Origin of the sequence: Sinorhizobium sp. M4_45 (genome assembly GCF_002885915.1) — a bacterium.
Taxonomy (GTDB): domain Bacteria; phylum Pseudomonadota; class Alphaproteobacteria; order Rhizobiales; family Rhizobiaceae; genus Sinorhizobium; species Sinorhizobium meliloti_A.
In genome coordinates, this window is the sequence record NZ_NWVE01000006.1 from 1 (window position 1) to 19,185 (window position 19,185).

Sequence of the window (19,185 nt, forward strand, 5' to 3'; positions counted from 1 at the left end):
GGAGGCACTCAGCTGGCATTTGGCTGAGGGCAGCGAGGTCTTCCAACGCCAGAGGTGGCCAGAACGGTTCGCAGGTACGTTGGGTTGATTTCCGCTATTGGCGCTACCTGCTCGTCCCGATGAGCAAGACGGAACGACCGCCTTCCACCCAACCGAGGCAGTCGGCAAGCTGCTGAGCGCCCGTCCGTAGTGTCGGCTGTTTATTCCTCGCCTTGAGCGGATTCGGCGCGGCAGCCATCACTACAGCTTCTCCCGGCGGTTGCCTGATCCGCGCGTTTCACTGGAGGATAGCCGGTCGTCAGAACTACGAATAGTTGACCGGTAGCCAGTCGCAATTGGTGCTGTCTTTACGGACATGTCCGATGCCCGGAAAGGCGATGTGTGCGCCTGCCACCAGATATTTGCCTGCCACCGCCTGTCGGAACGCAATGTCGCGCGCATCAACGGCGGCCTTCTGGTCAATATCGAATTCGATTGCGATGCCGGGTTCATCGAATTGCAGGATATCGCCATGCGTGATGTCGCCCCAGAATACGATCTTCTGGCCTTCGCTTTCCAACGTGATGGCGCTGTGACCCGGTGTATGTCCCGCATAAAGAATGGAACCAAGGCCGGGAACGGGCGCTGCGTTATCCGCGAAGGTTTCGAATTTTCCGGCTTTGACGTAAGGCGTTACGCACTGGTCCGCCTCGCGAAAATGCTGCTTGACGATGCCGGTCGCTGCCCTGGCGTTCTTCGGGCTTAGCCAGAATTTGGCCTCCCGCTCATTGACCCGCAATGTGGCGTTCGGAAAGGTATGCTTGCCATTGCTCATCAACCCGCCGGAATGATCGGTGTGAATATGGGTGAGGATGACATCATCGATGTCATCCACCTTGTAACCGGAAGCCTCGATGTTGGCCACGAGTTTGCCGAGCGATGGCCCGAGATAGGCACCGGTGCCCGCATCGATCAGTATCAGCCTATCGCCGTTGTTGACCAGGAAGGCGTTGACGGACGTTGGTACGAGCTCCGGCAGAAAGGCATCCTTCAACACGTTCTGGGCATATTGTTGGCTGGTATTGGTATACAGCTTAGCCAGCGGCAGGGCGACCGTGCCGTCCGACAGGGCCGTGACCTCTACGGAGCCGATTTTCAGCCGGTAGAAACCGGGCGCCTGAACAGCGGCATAAGGTGCCTTGGCGAAGGCGGGCGACGGTGCGCCGAAGGGTGCAGCGATGATGCCGGACAAAACGCCTTTGAGAATGGAACGACGGGATGGCATGGGTTTGCTCCTTGAAAGATGGTTCGGAACGGCTTGCAAGTTCCTGCTCTTCAGCTAAGGATGTCTCGGTCAGCAATCAAATCGATATCGGTCATGCAAGTCATCGATCATTTCAATCTTCGTTCCTTCGACCTCAATCTTCTCGTTGCCTTCGATGCGATGATGGAAGAAATGAGCGTGACACGTGCTGCGCAGCGCTTGAAAATCCAACAACCTGCCATGAGCCACAATATATCCACGCTGCGCACACTGTTTCAGGATGAGCTTTTCGTCCGTGTAGGGCAGGTGATGAAGCCCACCGCACGGGCGCTCAATTTGTCCGGCCCGGTGCGGCAGGCTCTGCGACAGGCGCAGGCGGCCGTGTTGATGGCAGACGCATTCGATCCGGCCACCGAACGGCGCACGTTCCGGCTGGGGCTTTCCAGCGAGGTGGAACTGCTACTGCTTCCCGATCTGACGGCTCGGCTGCGCGATATCGCGCCGGGCATCCGTATTCTGGCCCGCGGTGGTGATGCCCAGGAGGTTGACGCGATGCTGGAGGCCGGCGTCGTCGATCTGTCCGTGGGGTGCAGCTATCTGCCCGATTCACGGCACCATTGCGAGCCGCTGTATCAGTCCAGCGTTTTGTGCTGTTTCAATCCACAATTGCTGAAGGTTTCGAATCCGGTAGGCCTCGATGCTTATATGACCGCACAACACGCCGTGATCTCACAGACAGACAGCCTGCATGGCTGCGTCAAGGATGCGCTGAAACACGCGGGCGCAGAACTGGAGGTGGTAGCGGCAGCACCCGATTTCATGTCGATATTGGCCACGGCACGCTCATCTGCCGTGATTGCCACCGTATCATCGCGCATTGCACTTCGTTACGGACCGCTGCTGGGACTTGAGGTGAGCCCGGTGCCACTGGAGCTTTCGTTTCCACCCGTGGCAATGGTTTGGCCGCTTCAGACGGACAGCGATCTTGGCTGCGCATGGTTGCGGCAGCAGATCCGTGAGGCGATGCTGAGGACGAACGGGAGTAACGTCGCGCATATTGCGGCGTGACGGGCGGTGGAGATCAGCGTGTGTGTGAAGGCCTCGCCTTGAACGGACTCGAACTGCAGACCCGTTATTACAATCTCCACCAAAACCACTATTTGATCTTAAGAACGTAGGCAGCGTCCTTGGTCATCCAGCTCATCGCGTCTCGGAGGACGGCACCAAAGATCTTACCGCCCGCTCCGGCCTTGATCCGCCGCAAGTAGGACTTTTCGGTGTGCTCAGTTCGATCGAAGTCACGGAGCTGTTGAGTTTATGCTTGCATAAACAGCAAGCGTCCTTATATTGCTAGCATGAACAGCAAGCAGAGAAAGACCCTTGCGGCCGTATTCAAGGATCCGGTTTCTGGAACCATTGAATGGGCCGCTATAGAGAACCTGCTTGTGGCCGCTGGAGCGAACGTAATCGAAGGAAACGGCTCTCGCGTGAAGTTCGAAAAAGACGGCATCATTGCGAGCTTCCACAGACCCCATCCGGACAAGGAAGCAAAGCGGTATCAGGTGCGCGATGCTCGCGAGTTCCTGATGCAAATTGGAGTAACGCCATGAACACCATGACTTACAACGGGTATCACGCTCGCATCGAATTCGATGCTGAGGACGAAGTGTTTTTTGGCAAGATTGCAGGTATTTCCGATGTTATCGGCTTTCACGGCGACAGCGTCGTTGAGCTTAAGAAGGCCTTTCATGAGGCAGTCGATGATTACCTCGAGACCTGCAGGAAAATAGGCAAAGAGCCTCAGAGGCCCTATTCAGGAAAGATGATGTTTCGTGTCGCTCCCGAAGTCCATCGCCGAGCGGCTCTTGCTGCTGAGCTTTCGGGAAAGAGCCTTAACCAGTGGGCAGAAGAGGTGTTGGAAGAAGCCGCCGACCACTTTGCCGAGGCACGCCTCTCAGCATAGTGCCCGTTGCGGCTCATTGTAAATCCGCAATTCGCCCTACGGCGACTGGCCGTTCGATGAATTGGCTTGAATGCGCTCCCGCGCAAGTGCTTGGGCTATCGAACGCCCACCGAGGTCTTCATGGCGCATTTGCGCGAATGCGCGTAGTGCCCTACTCTTCACCCGTCAATGTTGCACTTGGATTAGATTCTCCCGAACATGAACATCCTCGCAACAAGTCGTGCACGGGATTCGCGAAGAACGGCTCCCTTCGACCCCTTGCGGCAGTAGGGGACGAGGACCGGGAATGGCTCGATTGAGCCCGGTCCAGCTTCCCGCTTCGCTGACGACCGCCGTACGCCAAAGCTGTCACGAGACCTCTTCGAAATAGAAGCACAACCCGATCGCAGTCAGAATCCACCCTTCAGGTCTCGATGGCTCCTTCCGCCATCAACCTCGTCTTCGGAAAGGAAGTTTTCACCCATTCGGCGAAAGCCGCCGCCGCGAGGGATGGCGTTGCTCCCCGGGGAAGAAGGAGGTTACACGCGTGACGGACGACGGACGGCGCGTTGACGGGCTGGATCAATGCCTTGCTGGCGAGAAAGCGCTCGATCAGCGGCGGCCCAATCAGGGCAAAGCCCTGTCCATATGCTTGCTCTGTAGCAGGTGTATGCGTCCTCCGGTGAGAGTTTGAAGATTTCCTGAGATATGCCGCCGAGGCAGCGACAACTGATGATGCCGAGGAACTCGAGCCGCACCGCCATCGGTTCGAGTACCCGGGCAATCAGGCTTGCCGTGCCTTTACGTGGCTATGTCATGGTCACCTCAGCTAAAATTGTGGATGATCCCTCAGACAGCGGATGCAAGAGAGCCGCAACCGTCGTCTGTAGTGGGTCAGCTCTGGACGAAGCCTAGAAGATCGGCGTTCAGCACGTCGGCATTGACCGTGAGCATGCCGTGCGAGAAGCCGGGATACGTCTTGAGGGTGCCGCTCTTCAGAAGCTTGGCGGTCTTCAGCGCAGAGTCTGCGATCGGGACGATCTGGTCGTCTTCACCGTGCAGAACGAGCGTCGGAACCGTGATCGCCTTCAGGTCTTCGGTCTGGTCGGTTTCCGAGAAGGCCTTGATGCCGTCATGATGCGCCTTTACGCCACCCATCATGCCCTGACGCCACCAGTTCTGGATCACGCCTTCCTGAACCTGGGCGCCTTCGCGGTTGAAGCCGTAAAATGGGCCGGCAGGAACGTCGCGGAAGAACTGTGCGCGGTTAGCGGCAAGCGCAGAGCGGAAACCGTCAAAGACTTCCATTGGCAGGCCTTCCGGGTTGGCTTCGGTTTTGAGCATCAGCGGCGGGACTGCGGAAACGAGAACGGCCTTGGCCACGCGGCCGGCCTTCTGGCCGTACTTAGCAACGTAACGAGCGACTTCGCCGCCGCCCGTTGAGTGACCAATATGAACCGCGTTCTTCAGGTCGAGATGTTCGGCGACAGCAAAAGCGTCGGCGGCGTAGTGGTCCATATCATGACCATCAGCGACCTGGGCGGAACGGCCGTGGCCACGACGGTCGTGAGCGACGACACGATAGCCTTTGGAAAGGAAGAACAGCATCTGGGCATCCCAGTCGTCGGATGACAGCGGCCAGCCGTGATGGAAGACGATCGGCTGTGCGTCCTTGCGCCCCCAGTCCTTGTAGAAGATTTCGACGCCGTCGTTGGTGATTACAGTGCTCATGGCTTGTTTCCTTTTGAATTGGCTTCGGGGGATGCAGCGTTGGCTACAATGAAAGGGAGGCGGGCATTTCGAAAGCGGGGCTACGGAAACTGCGGAAAGCGGCATCATCGTTGCTTGTATCGCAGACCCTTTGTTCTTCTAACGGATCCATGTTGTCTGGAAACGCGCCGATCAACAATTGCAGTAATGATTTCGAATCAATTGCCGTTTCTGCAATTATCAGACAGTCGTACTGGTCCGCCTCCCTGTTTCGTTACGCAGCGCCAAGACGATTGATGGTCAGGAAGTGGCGGACGACCGGCTTTTCCGTCCCGGCGTGATAGGCAAGCACCTTGCCCTGCAGGTCGGCGTCGGCGTTGGAGACCCGCTTGTGTTGGCGAAGATGCTCGGCCCAGGATTCAACCATGAACCACTCGACAATCTTCTCGGGGTCGGCCGAATCCTCGGTGATGCCCCACCCGTAGGCACCATCGCGGCGGCGCTCCCTGGAAAGATGATCGATCGCGTGCAGGAAGGCTGTGTGGTGCTGCTTCTCGACCTTGTACTCGATCAGGATTAGAACCGGGCCACGGTCATGGGCGATCGGTTCCGCAACAAGCGGCTCGGGCCAATGGTTCGACGGCACCAGGTCGGCATCGCCGGCCGGAAGCTTCATGCGGTGCATTATGAACCCGGCGGTGAGCAGGCCGATGCCTCCAATGATCAAGGTGGACTGGATGCCGACAGCCTCGCCGACCGCGCCCCATCCAAGGCTTCCGGCAGTCATCGCACCGTTGAAGACGGTCAGGTAGACGGCGAGCCCACGGCCGCGCACCCAGTTGGGCAGAACAGACTGCGCAGTGCCATTGAGCGTTGTCAAGGCGGTGATCCATGCACCACCGAGGAACAGAAGGACCATGATGGCGACGATCTTTGGCGGCGCAAGCGACAGGACACCCATGACGGCTGCTGTGACAAGCGCGGCGCCGAGCAGCAGGCCGTCGGAGCTCAAGCGTTCACGCAGCTTCGGCATCACCAAGGCTCCGCCGATGGCACCAGCACCTACCGCACCGAGCAGGATGCCATAGAAGCTGGCATCACCACCGAGCAGTTGCCGGGCAACGAGCGGCAGAAGTGCCCAAACCGCGCTTGCGAACGCGAAGAAGATCGCGGCGCGCAGGAGGACGATGTGCAGTGGCGTGCTCGAGCGGGTGTAGCGAAGTCCGGCCCGGAACGCGCCAAAGAAGTTTTCCTGGAGAGCATCGTTGGCGTTCTTGGCGCGTGGCCACCAGACGAGAGCTGCGATCACCACGATGTAGCTGGCAACGTCTGCGCCATAGGTGATCCCGGCTCCGAAGGCTGCGAGAAGCAGGCCGCCCGCAGCAGGCCCGATTGAACGAGCAATGTTGATGCCGAGCGAGTTTAGCGCCACTGCGCTCTTCACGTCCTCGCGCTTCACCAGTTCCGGAACAATTGCCTGCCAGGTCGGCCCCATAAGCGCTGCTCCGATCCCGCCGAGGAAGGTCAGACCGATCAGCGCGCTGACCGAGAGCATGCCCGTCTGCGACAGGACCATCAGGGAGATGCTGACGGATGCCAGCAGGAGTTGGCCGGCAATCAGGAATTTGCGCCGATCGAGGATGTCGGTGAGAACGCCTGCTGGGATGGCAAGCAGAAAGATCGGCAGGGTTCCAGCCGCCTGAACCATGGCGACCGCGGCTGGCGATGCCGAAAGATCCGTCATCAGCCAGGAGCTAGCGACGTCGCGCATGAAGCTTCCGGTGTTGCCAAGGACGGTGGCGGTCCACAGAACCGCGAAGACTGGCTGGCCAAGGGGCGCAAAGGTTCCCGCGGATAATTTTGCGGCGCTCATTTTCCTGCTCCCTTGGTGAGGTCGAATGCTGCAACAAAGACGAATGCGCCTGCGAGGCCGAGGTGCTCGAAGAAGGCGTTGGTCGCCATCATGCGATCCATTCCCGGTGCCATCTCCCAGAAGCGGAGGGCGATGAAGGTTGCGAGAAGCGTGAAGCCAGCCAACGCCAGAGCACCTGCCCAGCGCAGAAAGCCGGAGATCACCATGGCAGAGGCCGTCAGCTCGAAGACGATGACAGCGACCGCAAAGAAAGCGGCTGGGTGGAGACCGAAGTGGTCCATCTCGGCCAGGGCACCATTGAAGTCGAAGATCTTGGTGAGCGGACCCTGTATGTAGGCTGCGCAAAGAGCCAACAGTGACACCCTCCGAGTAACCGGAGAGCCGATGACGCGTGCCAGATTGCTCCGGATTGGGTTGGATAGTTGAGATTGGTAGGTCATATCTGCTCCTGCATGTTCGCCGCGAGGGCTGCGTTCGATGGAGCGATATTGGCTGGTTACCGCGTAGCCAACAATTGCAGCAATAGTTTCGATTTAATTGCAAAATCAGCAATTATGGAGTGACGCTCGGGTGTCGGTGGGCCACCCGAGCTGAATGTTCGTCAGACCGCCCAGCAGGAGCAGCCGAGAGCGCCGAAGAAGCCTTTGAGGTCGGCTATCGGGAGCTTGGATGTCCAGGCCCCGGCATGGTCGTGGCCGTGCACGCCGCAATCACTTGCACATCCGCATGTGGAGATCGCGGTGCGGCGGAGCGAACGGGCACCCGCTCTTTCCGGTTCGCCCCAGGCCGCGTAACCGCCGAACTTGCGCACCGGAGACCAGTCGGGCATCGCGGGCGGGATCTCGTTCTCGTCGAGCGTCTTGAAGTCGCCTGCGCCATAGACAATCTTGCCGCCGACCATGGTCAGCTCCGAGACGATGAAGGAGATCTCGTCCTCGGCGCAGGAGAAGAAGTCCTTGTCCGGCACCACGAGGTCGGCGAACTGCCCTTTTTCGATGCGGCCCTTCTTGCCTTCTTCGTTGGAGAACCATGTGACCTTTTCGGTCCACATTCGCAGCGCCGTCTCGCGGTCGAGGCAGTTTGCCCGAGGGTAGAGCTGCATGCCGCCGACCGTCTTGCCAGTTACCATCCACGACAGCGAGACCCACGGATTGTAGGAGGCGACGCGGGTGGCATCGGTGCCGGCCGAGACGTTTACTCCCTTGTCGAGCATGCGGCGGATCGGCGGCGTCGCCTCGGCCACGCCGTGACCGTAGCGCTCGACGAAGTATTCGCCCTGATAGGCCATGCGATGCTGGGTAGCGATACCGCCGCCAAGTGCGGCGATACGGTCGATCGAGCGGTCCGAGATGGTTTCGGCATGGTCGAAGAACCAGTTCAGTCCTTCGAGCGGGATATCCTTGTTGACCTTCTCGAACACGTCGAGGGCGCGGGAGATCGTCTCGTCATAGGTGGCATGCAGGCGCCATGGCCAACGGTTTTCAGCCAGGATGCGGACGACCTCTTCCAGCTCGCCTTCCATTTCAGGAGCCATTTCCGGACGGGGCTGGCGGAAATCCTCGAAGTCGGCGGCCGAGAAGACAAGCATCTCGCCGGCACCGTTGTGGCGGAAGTAGTCGTTACCCTGTTTGTATTTGACCGACTGCGTCCAGTTCAGGAAGTCCTGCTTCTCTTCCTTGGGCTTCTGGGTAAAGAGGTTGTAGGCCAGCCGCACCGTCATCTGGTTCTCGTCGGACAGCTTTTGAATGACCTCGTAGTCGTCAGGATAGTTCTGGAAGCCGCCACCCGCGTCGATCACGCCTGTCACGCCAAGGCGGTTCAGTTCGCGCATGCCTCATCATTTCCTTCCGATCGTCTTCAGCGGGCGGCCCTCTGCCTGGCATTCGTCGTGCTTTCCGGATGCGGCGGGCATCCGAAAGGCGTGCTGACGCCTGTCGCCGACAGCACGCCCACAACGAGCCGCGTCGACATGCTGATCACCACCACCCGCGGCCGTTCGGAGGTGGCCGGAGAGATGTTCACGGGCGAACGGGCGCGCGCCCCGGCCTTCGCGAATATCACGGTTTCGATCCCGCCTGTCCGCAAGGTCGGCGAGGTTGCCTGGCCAAAAAAACTGCCGTCCAATCCAGCCACCGATTTCGCGACGTTGAAGGCGGATGAACTGACCAAGGATGGAGCCAAGACCTGGCTCAATGCCACGGTCAGGAAAAGTCCCGACCGCAGCGTGCTCGTGTTCATCCACGGCTTCAACAACCGCTTCGAGGACTCGGTCTACCGCTTCGCGCAGATCGTCCATGACTCGGGAATCAAGAGTGCGCCTGTGCTGGTCACATGGCCGTCGCGGGGCAGCCTGCTAGCCTATGGCTACGACCGCGAAAGCACCAACTACACCCGCAATGCGCTGGAATCGCTCTTCCAGTACCTGGCCGCGGATCGCGAGGTGAAGGAGGTGTCGATCCTCGCGCATTCGATGGGGAACTGGCTCACGCTCGAGGCTCTCCGCCAGATGGCGATCCGCAATGACGGGTTGCCGCCCAAATTCAAGAACGTGATGCTTGCGGCTCCTGATGTCGATGTCGACGTCTTCCGCTCGCAGATCGAGGACATGGGCAGCCAGCACCCCCGGTTCACCCTGTTCGTATCGCGCGACGACCGGGCTCTTGCCTTCTCGCGCAGGGTCTGGGGCGACATTCCCCGGCTCGGTTCGATCGACCCCGAGGTCGATCCCTACAAGCAGGAACTGGCGGACAACGAGATCACCGTCATCGATCTGACCAAGGTCAAGGCAGGCGACGGCATGCATCATGGCAAGTTCGCCGAATCCCCGGAAGTCGTCCGCCTCATTGGCGCACGCATCTCCGAAGGTCAGCCTCTGACCGACAGCCGGATGGGCCTCGGGGACCATCTCATTGCAGGAACGACGGGAGCAGCCGCTGCGGCCGGCAGCGCCGCCGGCCTGATCCTCGCGGCTCCAGTCGCCGTCATCGATCCACATACCCGAGACAACTATGCCAACCACGTCGGCGCGGCGATGGGACGATCGGGTGGCAAACAGGAGATCGCGGTGAAAGACTGCGCTTCGAGACCGTCGGCTGAACGCGATCCGGCGTGCGCGCCGCAAAACTAATGGGTAAATCGAGATGCCCAGATACCGCAAACCCGGACTGGCGGCAGTGCTGGCGGCGGTGATCGGCAACAGTGCTGTCGCGGCCGATGTCTCGCCACTGCTCGTCGGAGAGCCTCGGCCTTTTTGCCGTTTGAGCTAGCGGTCGCTGTATGCAACGAGTTTGCAGAATTTAGATACCAGCTGGTTCGAGCCTCCTGACAATCTGCAAGCAAAAGGCCAAAACAAGATCAATGGACGTGCTATGGTTTGCATCTATTACAACTGTTTAAAATGACCGAGGGCTGGGGGCCGAGTTCCCGTCATCGATGCAAATCAAAATATGCTGCTCGGATACTGTTACCATGACTGGGTCGGGAAAAGGGGGGGGACAATGAAAAGCACATCTGTGACGTTGGTTTTTGCCGGGTTCATCAGCCTGGGCTCTGCCTTGGCGGCTGAGGCTCAGGAGACCACCGATATCGGCACTCTGGACGGTGCAAAGGCCGAAAAGGCATTTTCCAGCAAACCGGTCTATTCGCCCTATACGGGGCGCAATTTTCCGACCCGGCCGCTGTTCGGCGACACGCATTTGCATACCGGGGCTTCATTCGATGCCGGGGCTTTCGGTGCAAGGTTGACGCCTCGCGATGCATATCGCTTTGCTCGCGGCGAGGAGATCACGGCGTCGAGCGGCCAGCCTGCCAAGTTGTCACGGCCGCTCGACTTCCTCGTGGTGGCCGACCACTCGGACAACATGGGCATGTTCCCCGACCTCTTCGCCGGCAAGCCGGAAGTCATTTCCGATCCGCAGGCCAAGACCTGGTACGAGGAGATCAAGGCGGGACAAGGCGGCAAGGCCGCGCTCGAGATCATCTTCAGCTTCGGCAAGGGGACACTGCCCAAGAGCATGATCTACGGGCCGGAGACACGTCCCTACAAGAACGCGTGGCAGGACACGATAAAGGCCGCCGAGGAATACAACGAGCCGGGCCGCTTCACCGCCTTCATCGGCTATGAGTGGACCTCGAACACGGCAGGCAACAATCTACATCGCAATGTCGTCTTCCGTGACAATGCCGACAAGGCCGACCAGGTCGTGCCCTATACGACGCTTAAGCCCTTGGGCAGCGACAATCCGCGCGACCTATGGAAGTGGATGCAGGCCTATGAGGACAAGACCGGCGGCAGCGTGCTGGCGATTGCGCACAACGGCAATCTGTCCAACGGCCGCATGTTCCCGCTGATCGAATCCTTCACCGGCAAGCCGGTCGACAAGGAATATGTCGAGCAGCGCTCCAGGTGGGAACGCCTCTACGAGACAACCCAGACGAAGGGCGACGGCGAGGCGCACCCGGTTCTGTCGCCCAATGACGAATTCGCGGATTTCGAGACCTGGGATTTCGGTAATCTCGATGCCAGTGTGCCGAAGACGCCTGATATGCTCGAGTTCGAATATACACGGTCCGCGTTGAAGAACGGCCTCAAGCTCGAAGCCGAACTCGGCACAAATCCCTACAAGTTCGGGCTGGTCGGCAGCTCCGACGCGCATACCGGCCTTGCGGCCATGGAAGAGGAAAACTTCTTCGGAAAGACCACGCCGCAGGAGCCAAGCCCGGAGCGCCTGACGGCAACGTTCGTCAAGGACGCCAAAACCGGCATCACGGTGATGGACTGGGAGGTCGGCGCGTCGGGCTACGCCGCTGTGTGGGCCACGGAGAATACGCGGGAATCGATCTGGGACGCCATGCAGCGCAAGGAGACCTATGCAACCACCGGGCCGCGCATGGCCGTGCGCTTCTTCGGCGGCTGGGATTTCGAGCCTACCGATACCGAGACCCGCAACCCCGGCGCGATCGGCTACGGCAAGGGCGTTCCCATGGGCGGCGACCTGACGGCAGCGCCGGAAGGCAAGGCACCGTCGTTCCTGGTGGCGGCGCTGCGAGACCCAATCGGGGCCAATCTGGACCGCTACCAGATCGTCAAGGGCTGGCTCGACGACAAGGGCGAGACGCATGAGCAGGTGTACGACGTCGCCTGGGGCGGGGACCGTAAGCCGGGCGCCGATGGCAGGGTGGCATCGGTCGGCAGCACCGTCGACCTCGAGAACGCGACCTGGACCAACACCATCGGTGCGCCGGAACTGATCGCGGTCTGGAAGGATCCGAGCTTCGATCCGAAACAGAAGGCCTTCTACTACGGACGCGTCATCGAGATACCGACGCCTCGGTGGACCGCCTATGACGCCAAACGGTTCGGGACAAAGCCGCTGGAGGGCACACGGATGACCGTCACCGAACGCGCCTATACCTCGCCGATCTGGTATACGCCGTGACTCAAAGGGAAGTGGATGTCGCGATGCCGGCGGCCGAACCGACCGCCGCATCATTTGGTCCGTCATCCGGCGAACGAATGAGCACGATATTGTTCAAACATGTGCTGAGAGAGCCGCTGGTCCACTTCTTGGCTCTCGCGCTGCTGATCTTCGCGGGCTACGGGCTCTTCGGCGCCAATGCTGACAGCAAGCCGGACAGCATCGTCGTCGTCGCGCCGAAGATCGAGCAGATGGCGACCCTGTTCGCCAAGACCTGGCAGCGTCCGCCGACCGCCGATGAACTCAAGGGCCTGATCGACGACTATGTGAAGGAAGAAATCCTCGTTCGCCAAGCGCTGGTGCTTGGACTCGATGAGGGCGACGCGGTCGTTCGTCGCCGTCTGCGCCAGAAGATGGAATTCCTGAACGCCGCGGACGCCGAAGCGCTGACAGCGACCGATGCGGAGCTCGGCGCCTACCTGAAGGCCAATCCAGCGACATTCGAGATCGATCCGATGCTGGCCTTCCAGCAGATTTTTCTGAACCCTCAGCGGCATGGCGAAGCGATCGAACAAAACGCCGCCACCATCCTAGACCTCTTGCTGAGCCAACCTGCGACCGATCCCGCTTCGCTTGGCGACGCCTCGATGCTGCCACCGGAGCTGGCGCTCACGAGCAAGAGCTTGATCGGACAGACCTTCGGCGCCGATTTCGCGGAAGCAATCGACAAGATAGCCCCGGGCCAATGGACGGGTCCTATCGCCTCGGGTTTCGGACCTCACCTGGTCCGGGTGTCGGAACGCAAGCCCGGCCGACTGCCAGCCCTCAGCGAGGTGCGCGACGCCGTGACGCGCGAGTGGACCAATGCCAAACGCAAGGAACTCGAAAACCAACGCTTTGCGGAACTTCTCAAGGGCTATGTGGTCAATATCGAGAGCCTGACCAACGCGGAAGGCAACCCGTGACACGGCTTGGTACCCTGCCGGTCTTGTTCCTCCTGATGTTTCCGGCCGTGCCGGGGGTCGCCCATGAGATTCGACCAGCCTATCTCGACATGCGGGAAACTGGTCCGGACGAGTTCACCGTCGTCTGGAAAGTGCCGGCGCAGGGCGAGATGCGTCTCGGGCTTTATGCAAGTCTGCCGAAGCCGTGCATGGCAAAAGCCGAACCGGCGAGGTCGATCGAGGGCGGAGCTTATCTGGAGCGATGGACCGTCGCCTGCGCAGGCGGATTGAAGGGCGGCGAGATCGCCATCAACGGCCTCAGATCGACCATGACCGAAGCGCTCGTCCGCATCGAATACGAGAACCGCGACACGGAGGTAGTGCGCCTCATGCCGGAGGCGCCCTCATTCGTCGCCGCGGGTGCACAGACCGGCCTTGAGGTCGCCCGGACCTACTTCCTGCTGGGTGTCGATCACATACTCTCCGGCCTCGATCATCTGCTCTTCGTTCTTGCACTCATTCTGCTCATTCGAGATCGCTGGATGCTCGTCAAGACGATCACGACCTTTACGATTGCCCACAGCATCACGCTGGCTGGAGCGTCGCTTGGATATTTCAGCCTGCCCCAGAAGCCGGTCGAAGCAACGATTGCGCTCAGCATTGCGTTTATTGCCAGCGAACTGATCAAGATGAAGCCGGGCAAGAGCAGGCTCTCGGAAAGCCACCCCTGGGTAGTGGCCTTCGCGTTCGGGCTGCTGCATGGTTTCGGGTTTGCCGGTGCCCTGAAGGAAATCGGCCTGCCGCAATCCGACGTGCCGCTGAGCCTGCTGACATTCAACCTGGGCGTCGAGGCAGGACAGTTGATCTTCGTCGCCGCGGCGCTGGGCGTGCTAAGGGCCGCGGGCGCACTGGGCACGATGCAACCCGCACTAGCCCGTCAGTTCAGCGCCTACATGATCGGGACTGCTGCGCTGCTGTGGCTGGTTTCCCGAATCGCCGGGTGGGCGGCGTGAACTATGGCGCAATGCGACGCCGGGAGCAGGAGCCATCACCATCAATCGAGATGGCTTTCTCGATGGAGCCCTGTCGCAGCCTCACCCCTCAAGTGTCGTGACTGCGTGTCCGTCGTCGCTGCCGTTTGAGGCGCTTTCTGCAGGCTCCCGACTTATTTCGCTCCGGAGCATGACCAGATCGATAAAGTGATCGGCTTCGCGGCGCAGTGCGTCTGAAGTCTCTGGCGGCCGCGTCGCCATGGTTGAGACTACGGAGACCTTGCGCCCCTTGCGTTGCAATGCCGCGACAAGGCTCGTGAAGTTGCCATCGCCTGAGAAGATCACGAGATGATCGGCGGTTTCCGCCAGTTCGATGGCGTCGATCGCAAGTTCAACGTCCATGTTGCCCTTGATTTTGCGTCGGTCGAGCGTGTCGGTGAATTCTCTGGCGGGTTTGGTCACCACCTGGTATCCGTTGTAGTCGAGCCAGTCGATCAACGGGCGGATCGTGGTCGTTTCCTCGTCCTCCACCACCGCGGCATAATAATTGGCCCGGAGCAGATAGGCGCGCTTCCGAAAAGCCTGGAGCAGCTTGCGATAATCGATGTCGAAGCCGAGCGCCTTCGAGGCGGCGAGCAGATTGGCGCCGTCAATGAGGAGCGCGATCTTCTCCCGCTGATCAACATGGCCGTTCTCTCCGCCGCAGGGCCCGCACCGGAGCCAATCACGGCAGCCGGGACTTCGCATATAATGAATTACTAAAGTGATTGGACCAGAGTGGTCTAGGGGGCTATACCCGGTGCACCATCAGAAGTTTATCTATTAAAGACACTCAAGGATGTGATTGATTTTTAGAGGGGAGCCGCTCGGCGGGCTCCCCTTGCTGCCGTTACCAAAGAACCCCTCTAAGGGTGATTAGGACAACGATCGCAATGCAAAGCGCGGGCGTTGACCTGATCGCAAAAATCGATTGCCCTGAATCCGATAACCGAAGCTTCCAACGTAAGATCTCATCACTTTTTCACGCCTCCAAGCGGGTTATTTAAGACCCGCAATGCTCTTGCTGCATTTTTGGGGCTGAGCCCATTCATTTTCCAGGCGCCGATCGTTGCGACGTTCCCCGAGAAGACGTGATAGATCGTATAGGTCCCATCTCCCTCAAAGCGGCGTCCATACTGGTGAGACTGCCCAGAGCTGTCCGGCTCTCCTCCTCGCGCCTCCCAGCCGCTAATAGTGCTCGCGTCCACCTCGTGCTTGCTCTTCATTTGCAACCTCCCTTGCGCCCGATGGTGGATCTGCTCGGTAGTGATGAAATACGGCATGAGCGGCCACGATGACGGACGCTGCAGAGACCGCTGCTGAGCATGCCATATTCACGCAGCGGCACGGCTGCTGCGTGTTTAGAACGGGGGGAGTTTGACGGGGCGGGGTGGGAATGCACCCGGAAGCCAAGCTAGCCCTGAGGGTGAATGCTATGTCTCAAGAATAAGTCCTTAATAAGTTTCTGCTAATTAAACTGGATTACCCGCAAGAGTAACGGCTGGCTGAAGCCCGGCGAGACGCTCGTCTCGGCATTTTCAGAGACGACGTTCGTCTCTGAGAATCGGACCGGGTTCCCGCTTGTGACCGCAGCCAACTCTAAACAACGGCGAACCGAAGCGCCCGCCAATATAGCCGAATATCCCGCCGGCCAACATGATCAGCGGAAAGGAGACGCGGAAGAAGAAGATGGCGATGAAAGCCGCTGCAGCGATGCCGACTATCAGTCGCCTCGTGAGCGCGCCCTGCCGCCTATCCGACACGGCACGAACGACAACGGCGACCAACGCCGCTTTCAGGCCGAGGAACAGCTCTTCGACAACGGTGACATTGCCGAACGCGGCACTCTTCAGCAACCGGAGACCGGTATCCTCTCTTCAGCGGCTGAGACGCGCTAGCGGGGGCGAAACCTGCAAAATAGGCGTCATCAACCCGCACGCTTCTCTTCCGACATCCTCATTCGCTTCGCCGATCGCATGTCTCTACGAAACCCGTTTCACGCCGGGGGGCTGCCATGTCCCTTCGCCCGCCGGCAGGAAAGACGGTGGCGTAGTCTTCGGCCAGTATAGATCGGCAGGTTCAATGATGGTGCGCAGCTGATAGAGGTCGATCATCTGGCCCGCCCCAATTTCCTCTGTGATGCCGGTCAGGCGCGTGATCTCGGAAGGAATTGGAGCGCTCGGTTGCTGCAAGCCACCATAAACCCGATGACATCGCCGATGGTGCCGGTCGGATCGAACGTGAATGCCACCGCGCCGATCTCGATATCTCGTCCTTGCGATGGTTGAGGCCGGTCGTCTCGGTATTGAGGATCACGCCCCTCGGGGGAAAGCCCGGGCGTGCGACCGCCGCGACGTACGAGGCTCGAGCCTTCTCGGAATGCGATAGCGGTCAGACTCCCGGAGCGCCACACAATATCGTCCCTCGCTCAAGCCACTCCGAGGGTGGCGCTTCTTCACCGACGAACACCCGCCTTAGCAGGTCCTGCCTCGTCCGCGACAAACAAATCGAACTGCTTCATTTGCTCAGCCTCGCGGCCGCGATGCGACGAGTTCCCAGCTTGTTCCAGATTTTTTCGTATTCCTCCCTCACCCGGCTATCGTGGAGTCTGCAAGATTCTTCGGTTGAGTTATCCCCTCCAGGAGGATAGGAGATGCAGCATGACAGAGGACAAACACGAAACCCATCCAGAGATCGTGAAGCGGCTGAGGCGGGCCGAAGGACATCTGAAAAGCGTCATTGCGATGATCGAGTCGGGGAGGCCGTGCCTTGACATTGCCCAGCAGCTCCATGCTGTCGAAAAGGCGATCGCTCAAGCGAAACGGACACTGATACAGGACCACCTCGATCACTGCCTCGAGGAAACCGTCGGCGCTCTTCCCCGCGACCGACGCCAATCGATCGATGAGTTCAAGTCGATCACCAAATATCTCTGAGGCGCTCCCGACATGCTGCAGGTCCTTGCCAACCGCACCTACCGCCACCTGTTCCTGGCACAGGTGATCGCGCTCGTCGGCACGGGTCTCGCCACCGTCGCGCTCGGACTTCTCGCCTATGACCTGGCAGGAGCAGAGGCCGGCGCGGTGCTCGGCACTGCACTTGCCATTAAGATGATTGCCTATGTCGGCGTCGCCCCCGTCGTCGCCGCCTGTGCCGAACAACTTCCCCGCCGTGCGATGCTCGTTTGCCTCGATCTCGTGCGGGCAGCCGTTGCGCTGTTCCTGCCCTTCGTGACCGAGGTCTGGCAGGTCTATGTGCTGATTTTCCTGTTGCAATCGGCGTCCGCCGCCTTCACGCCGACCTTCCAGGCGACCATTCCGGACGTGCTGCCGGATGAGAAGGAATATACGCGCGCCTTGTCGCTTTCGCGACTTGCCTATGATCTCGAAAGCGTCGCAAGTCCGATGCTGGCGGCAGCGCTTCTGACCGTGGTCAGCTTCCACAGCCTGTTCGCCGGAACGGTAGTCGGCTTCCTCGCATCGGCGGCCTTGGTTGTCTCGGTCGTGCTGCCGAGCCCCAAGGCGTCGGAACGCCGCGGCATCTATGATCGGACGACACGTGGCCTGCGCATCTATCTCGCCACGCCACGCCTGCGCGGCCTGCTCGTCCTCAACCTCGCGGTCTCGGCGGCAGGGTCGATGGTCATCGTCAACACCGTCGTGCTCGTCCAGGCAGAATTCGGCCTCGCTCAACGCGACACCGCCGTGGCGCTTGCGGCGTTCGGCGTCGGCTCAATGATTGCCGCCCTGCTGCTGCCGCGAATGCTCGACAACATGCCGGACCGCACTGCCATGCTGGCGGGGGCCGCCGTTCTCGTTGCAGGGCTGTTCATCGGCGTGTTCGTACCGAGATTCGCTCTGCTGCTGCCGCTGTGGCTGGCAGTCGGCGTCGGCTATTCGCTTACGCAGACGCCATCCGGCCGGCTGCTCCGCCGTTCGGCTCACCCGCAAGACAGGCCCGCGCTTTTTGCCGCGCAGTTCGCGCTCTCGCACGCCTGCTGGCTGATCACCTATCCTGTCGCCGGATGGCTCGGAGCCACCGTCGGTATGCCGGCGACCTTCGCCACGCTTGGGGTGATCGCCGCCGCCGCCATCTTCGTCGCCGCACGGCTCTGGCCGGCGGACGATCCCGAGGAAATCGAGCATGTCCACGACGACCTTGCCGAGGACCACCCGCATCTTGCCGACGCCAAGCGTGTCGGCGATGGGCACAGACATAGCCATGTCTTCGTCATCGACAGCCATCATCCCGATTGGCCCACCGAGCGATGAGCGAACTCGCCGTCTATGCCGGGCTGTTCCTGGTGGCGCTTGCGGGCCGCCACGATCCTGCCGATGCAGTCGGAAGCAGCGCTGGCTGGCCTGCTGGTTGCGGGATACACGCCATGGCTGCTCATCGCCGTCGCAGGCGTCGGCAACGTGCTTGGCTCCGTCGTGAACTGGCTGATCGGCCGCGGCATCGAGCGCTTCCGCCATAAGCGCTGGTTCCCGGCAAGTGAGGCGGGCGGCGCGGGCTGATGGTCTCGCTGGCACTGTCCGCCACGCACGTGACGATGGCCGTGGTCATAGCCATGTTCTCGCTGCCGCTGGTATCGATCATGCTTGGAAAGGCTGGGTCGGCTCCGCTGCTCGAGGACGTGAGCCGGGGACTGCTCGGCCTCATCGGGGCGTGGATGCTGTGGAGCTCCTTCTTCCGGCCGCCGCATGTGCACGGCGAAGGCGAAGGTGTCGCCGTCGGCTTCATGGCCGGGCTGATCCCTTGCCCGTTGACGCTGTTCGTCATGACCTTCGCCATGTCGCGCGGCGTGCCCGAAGCCGGGATCATGTTCGCCCTCGTCATGATGACGGGGGTGGCAATCACCCTTTCGAGCGTAGCGCTCGCGACCGTTTTCTTCCAGAGGCGGATGGAGAAACTGCTCGCCACCCGACAGGCTCTGCTGACCAAGATCTCGAAGGCTGTCGAGGCCGTCACTGGACTGATCCTGGTGATCGTCGCGGTGCGGGAGATTTTCATCCGTTGAAGAGT

At 60.4% G+C, this 19,185-nt stretch carries 15 protein-coding genes and 5 pseudogenes; 11 read left to right on the forward strand and 9 right to left on the reverse strand.

Annotation, left to right across the window (positions count from 1 at the left end; translation table 11 throughout):
- Positions 1–304: 304 nt before the first annotated feature.
- On the reverse strand, positions 305–1,264 hold the full coding sequence (locus CN933_RS17110; protein ID WP_102761835.1) for an MBL fold metallo-hydrolase: 960 nt from the start codon (positions 1,262–1,264) through the stop codon (positions 305–307).
- Between the two features lie 93 nt (positions 1,265–1,357).
- Between CN933_RS17110 and CN933_RS17115 the strand changes: the two genes are divergently transcribed.
- The 3 genes from CN933_RS17115 to CN933_RS17125 all read left to right on the forward strand — a co-directional run bounded on the left by CN933_RS17115 (position 1,358) and on the right by CN933_RS17125 (position 3,206).
- Positions 1,358–2,311 carry a LysR family transcriptional regulator gene (locus tag CN933_RS17115; RefSeq protein WP_102761836.1) on the forward strand — a complete coding sequence of 318 codons (954 nt, stop codon included), beginning with the start codon at positions 1,358–1,360 and terminating at the stop codon, positions 2,309–2,311.
- Between the two features lie 287 nt (positions 2,312–2,598).
- Positions 2,599–2,853, forward strand: coding sequence for a type II toxin-antitoxin system HicA family toxin (locus CN933_RS17120; protein WP_102761837.1), 255 nt, complete (start codon positions 2,599–2,601; stop codon positions 2,851–2,853).
- Positions 2,850–3,206 carry a type II toxin-antitoxin system HicB family antitoxin gene (locus CN933_RS17125; protein ID WP_102761838.1) on the forward strand — a complete coding sequence of 119 codons (357 nt, stop codon included), beginning with the start codon at positions 2,850–2,852 and terminating at the stop codon, positions 3,204–3,206. The genes CN933_RS17120 and CN933_RS17125 overlap by 4 nt, the downstream gene beginning before the upstream one ends.
- A gap of 873 nt (positions 3,207–4,079) precedes the next feature.
- On the opposite strand, the gene CN933_RS17130 is transcribed toward CN933_RS17125, so the two are convergent.
- From CN933_RS17130 to CN933_RS17145, 4 genes and pseudogenes are all read right to left on the reverse strand, one after another.
- Entirely contained in the window at positions 4,080–4,916 is an 837-nt protein-coding gene (locus tag CN933_RS17130; protein WP_102761839.1) for an alpha/beta fold hydrolase, read from the reverse strand.
- A gap of 253 nt (positions 4,917–5,169) precedes the next feature.
- On the reverse strand, positions 5,170–6,768 hold the full coding sequence (locus CN933_RS17135) for an MFS transporter (RefSeq protein ID WP_102761840.1): 1,599 nt from the start codon (positions 6,766–6,768) through the stop codon (positions 5,170–5,172).
- Positions 6,765–7,208, reverse strand: a complete 444-nt coding sequence (locus CN933_RS17140) for a DoxX family protein (protein ID WP_102761841.1) — start codon at positions 7,206–7,208, stop codon at positions 6,765–6,767. Before CN933_RS17140 ends, CN933_RS17135 begins: the two co-directional genes overlap by 4 nt.
- A gap of 161 nt (positions 7,209–7,369) precedes the next feature.
- Positions 7,370–8,599, reverse strand: a pseudogene (locus tag CN933_RS17145) (amidohydrolase family protein); the annotation flags it as partial.
- A gap of 45 nt (positions 8,600–8,644) precedes the next feature.
- Between CN933_RS17145 and CN933_RS17150 the strand changes: the two are divergent.
- The 4 genes from CN933_RS17150 (at position 8,645) to CN933_RS17165 (ending at position 14,142) form a co-directional block, all read left to right on the forward strand.
- Positions 8,645–9,895, forward strand: coding sequence for an alpha/beta hydrolase (locus CN933_RS17150; RefSeq protein ID WP_180980749.1), 1,251 nt, complete (start codon positions 8,645–8,647; stop codon positions 9,893–9,895).
- Between the two features lie 370 nt (positions 9,896–10,265).
- Entirely contained in the window at positions 10,266–12,206 is a 1,941-nt protein-coding gene (locus CN933_RS17155; protein ID WP_102761842.1) for a DUF3604 domain-containing protein, read from the forward strand.
- A 77-nt stretch (positions 12,207–12,283) separates the two neighbouring features.
- A complete protein-coding gene (locus CN933_RS17160; RefSeq protein ID WP_180980718.1) occupies positions 12,284–13,150 on the forward strand; it encodes a peptidylprolyl isomerase in 867 nt (288 codons plus the stop codon).
- Complete coding sequence (locus CN933_RS17165; RefSeq protein WP_102761843.1) at positions 13,147–14,142, forward strand: HupE/UreJ family protein; 996 nt, start codon at positions 13,147–13,149, stop codon at positions 14,140–14,142. The genes CN933_RS17160 and CN933_RS17165 overlap by 4 nt, the downstream gene beginning before the upstream one ends.
- A gap of 81 nt (positions 14,143–14,223) precedes the next feature.
- Here CN933_RS17165 and CN933_RS17170 read toward each other — a convergent pair whose 3' ends face one another.
- The 4 genes and pseudogenes from CN933_RS17170 to CN933_RS31830 form a co-directional block, all read right to left on the reverse strand.
- Entirely contained in the window at positions 14,224–14,868 is a 645-nt protein-coding gene (locus CN933_RS17170) for a LabA-like NYN domain-containing protein (protein WP_102761844.1), read from the reverse strand.
- Positions 14,869–15,134: 266 nt separating this feature from the next.
- Positions 15,135–15,386 (reverse strand): hypothetical protein, encoded by a 252-nt coding sequence (locus CN933_RS17175; RefSeq protein ID WP_102762155.1) that lies wholly within the window; start codon positions 15,384–15,386, stop codon positions 15,135–15,137.
- Positions 15,387–15,701: 315 nt separating this feature from the next.
- Positions 15,702–16,004 (reverse strand): annotated as a pseudogene (locus CN933_RS31825) (chromate transporter); the annotation flags it as partial.
- 222 nt (positions 16,005–16,226) lie between these two features.
- A pseudogene (locus CN933_RS31830) lies at positions 16,227–16,619 on the reverse strand (exonuclease domain-containing protein); the annotation flags it as partial.
- Positions 16,620–16,820: 201 nt separating this feature from the next.
- On the opposite strand from CN933_RS31830, the gene CN933_RS17185 reads away from it, so the two are divergent.
- The 4 genes and pseudogenes from CN933_RS17185 to CN933_RS17200 all read left to right on the forward strand — a co-directional run.
- Complete coding sequence (locus tag CN933_RS17185; protein WP_102761846.1) at positions 16,821–17,096, forward strand: metal-sensing transcriptional repressor; 276 nt, start codon at positions 16,821–16,823, stop codon at positions 17,094–17,096.
- Positions 17,097–17,108: 12 nt separating this feature from the next.
- Positions 17,109–18,431 carry an MFS transporter gene (locus CN933_RS17190; protein WP_102761847.1) on the forward strand — a complete coding sequence of 441 codons (1,323 nt, stop codon included), beginning with the start codon at positions 17,109–17,111 and terminating at the stop codon, positions 18,429–18,431.
- Positions 18,428–18,662 (forward strand): annotated as a pseudogene (locus tag CN933_RS17195) (YqaA family protein); the annotation flags it as partial. The gene CN933_RS17190 and the pseudogene CN933_RS17195, both read left to right, overlap by 4 nt.
- Positions 18,659–19,180 (forward strand): annotated as a pseudogene (locus tag CN933_RS17200) (urease accessory protein UreH domain-containing protein); the annotation flags it as partial. The pseudogenes CN933_RS17195 and CN933_RS17200, both read left to right, overlap by 4 nt.
- Positions 19,181–19,185 lie beyond the last annotated feature (5 nt).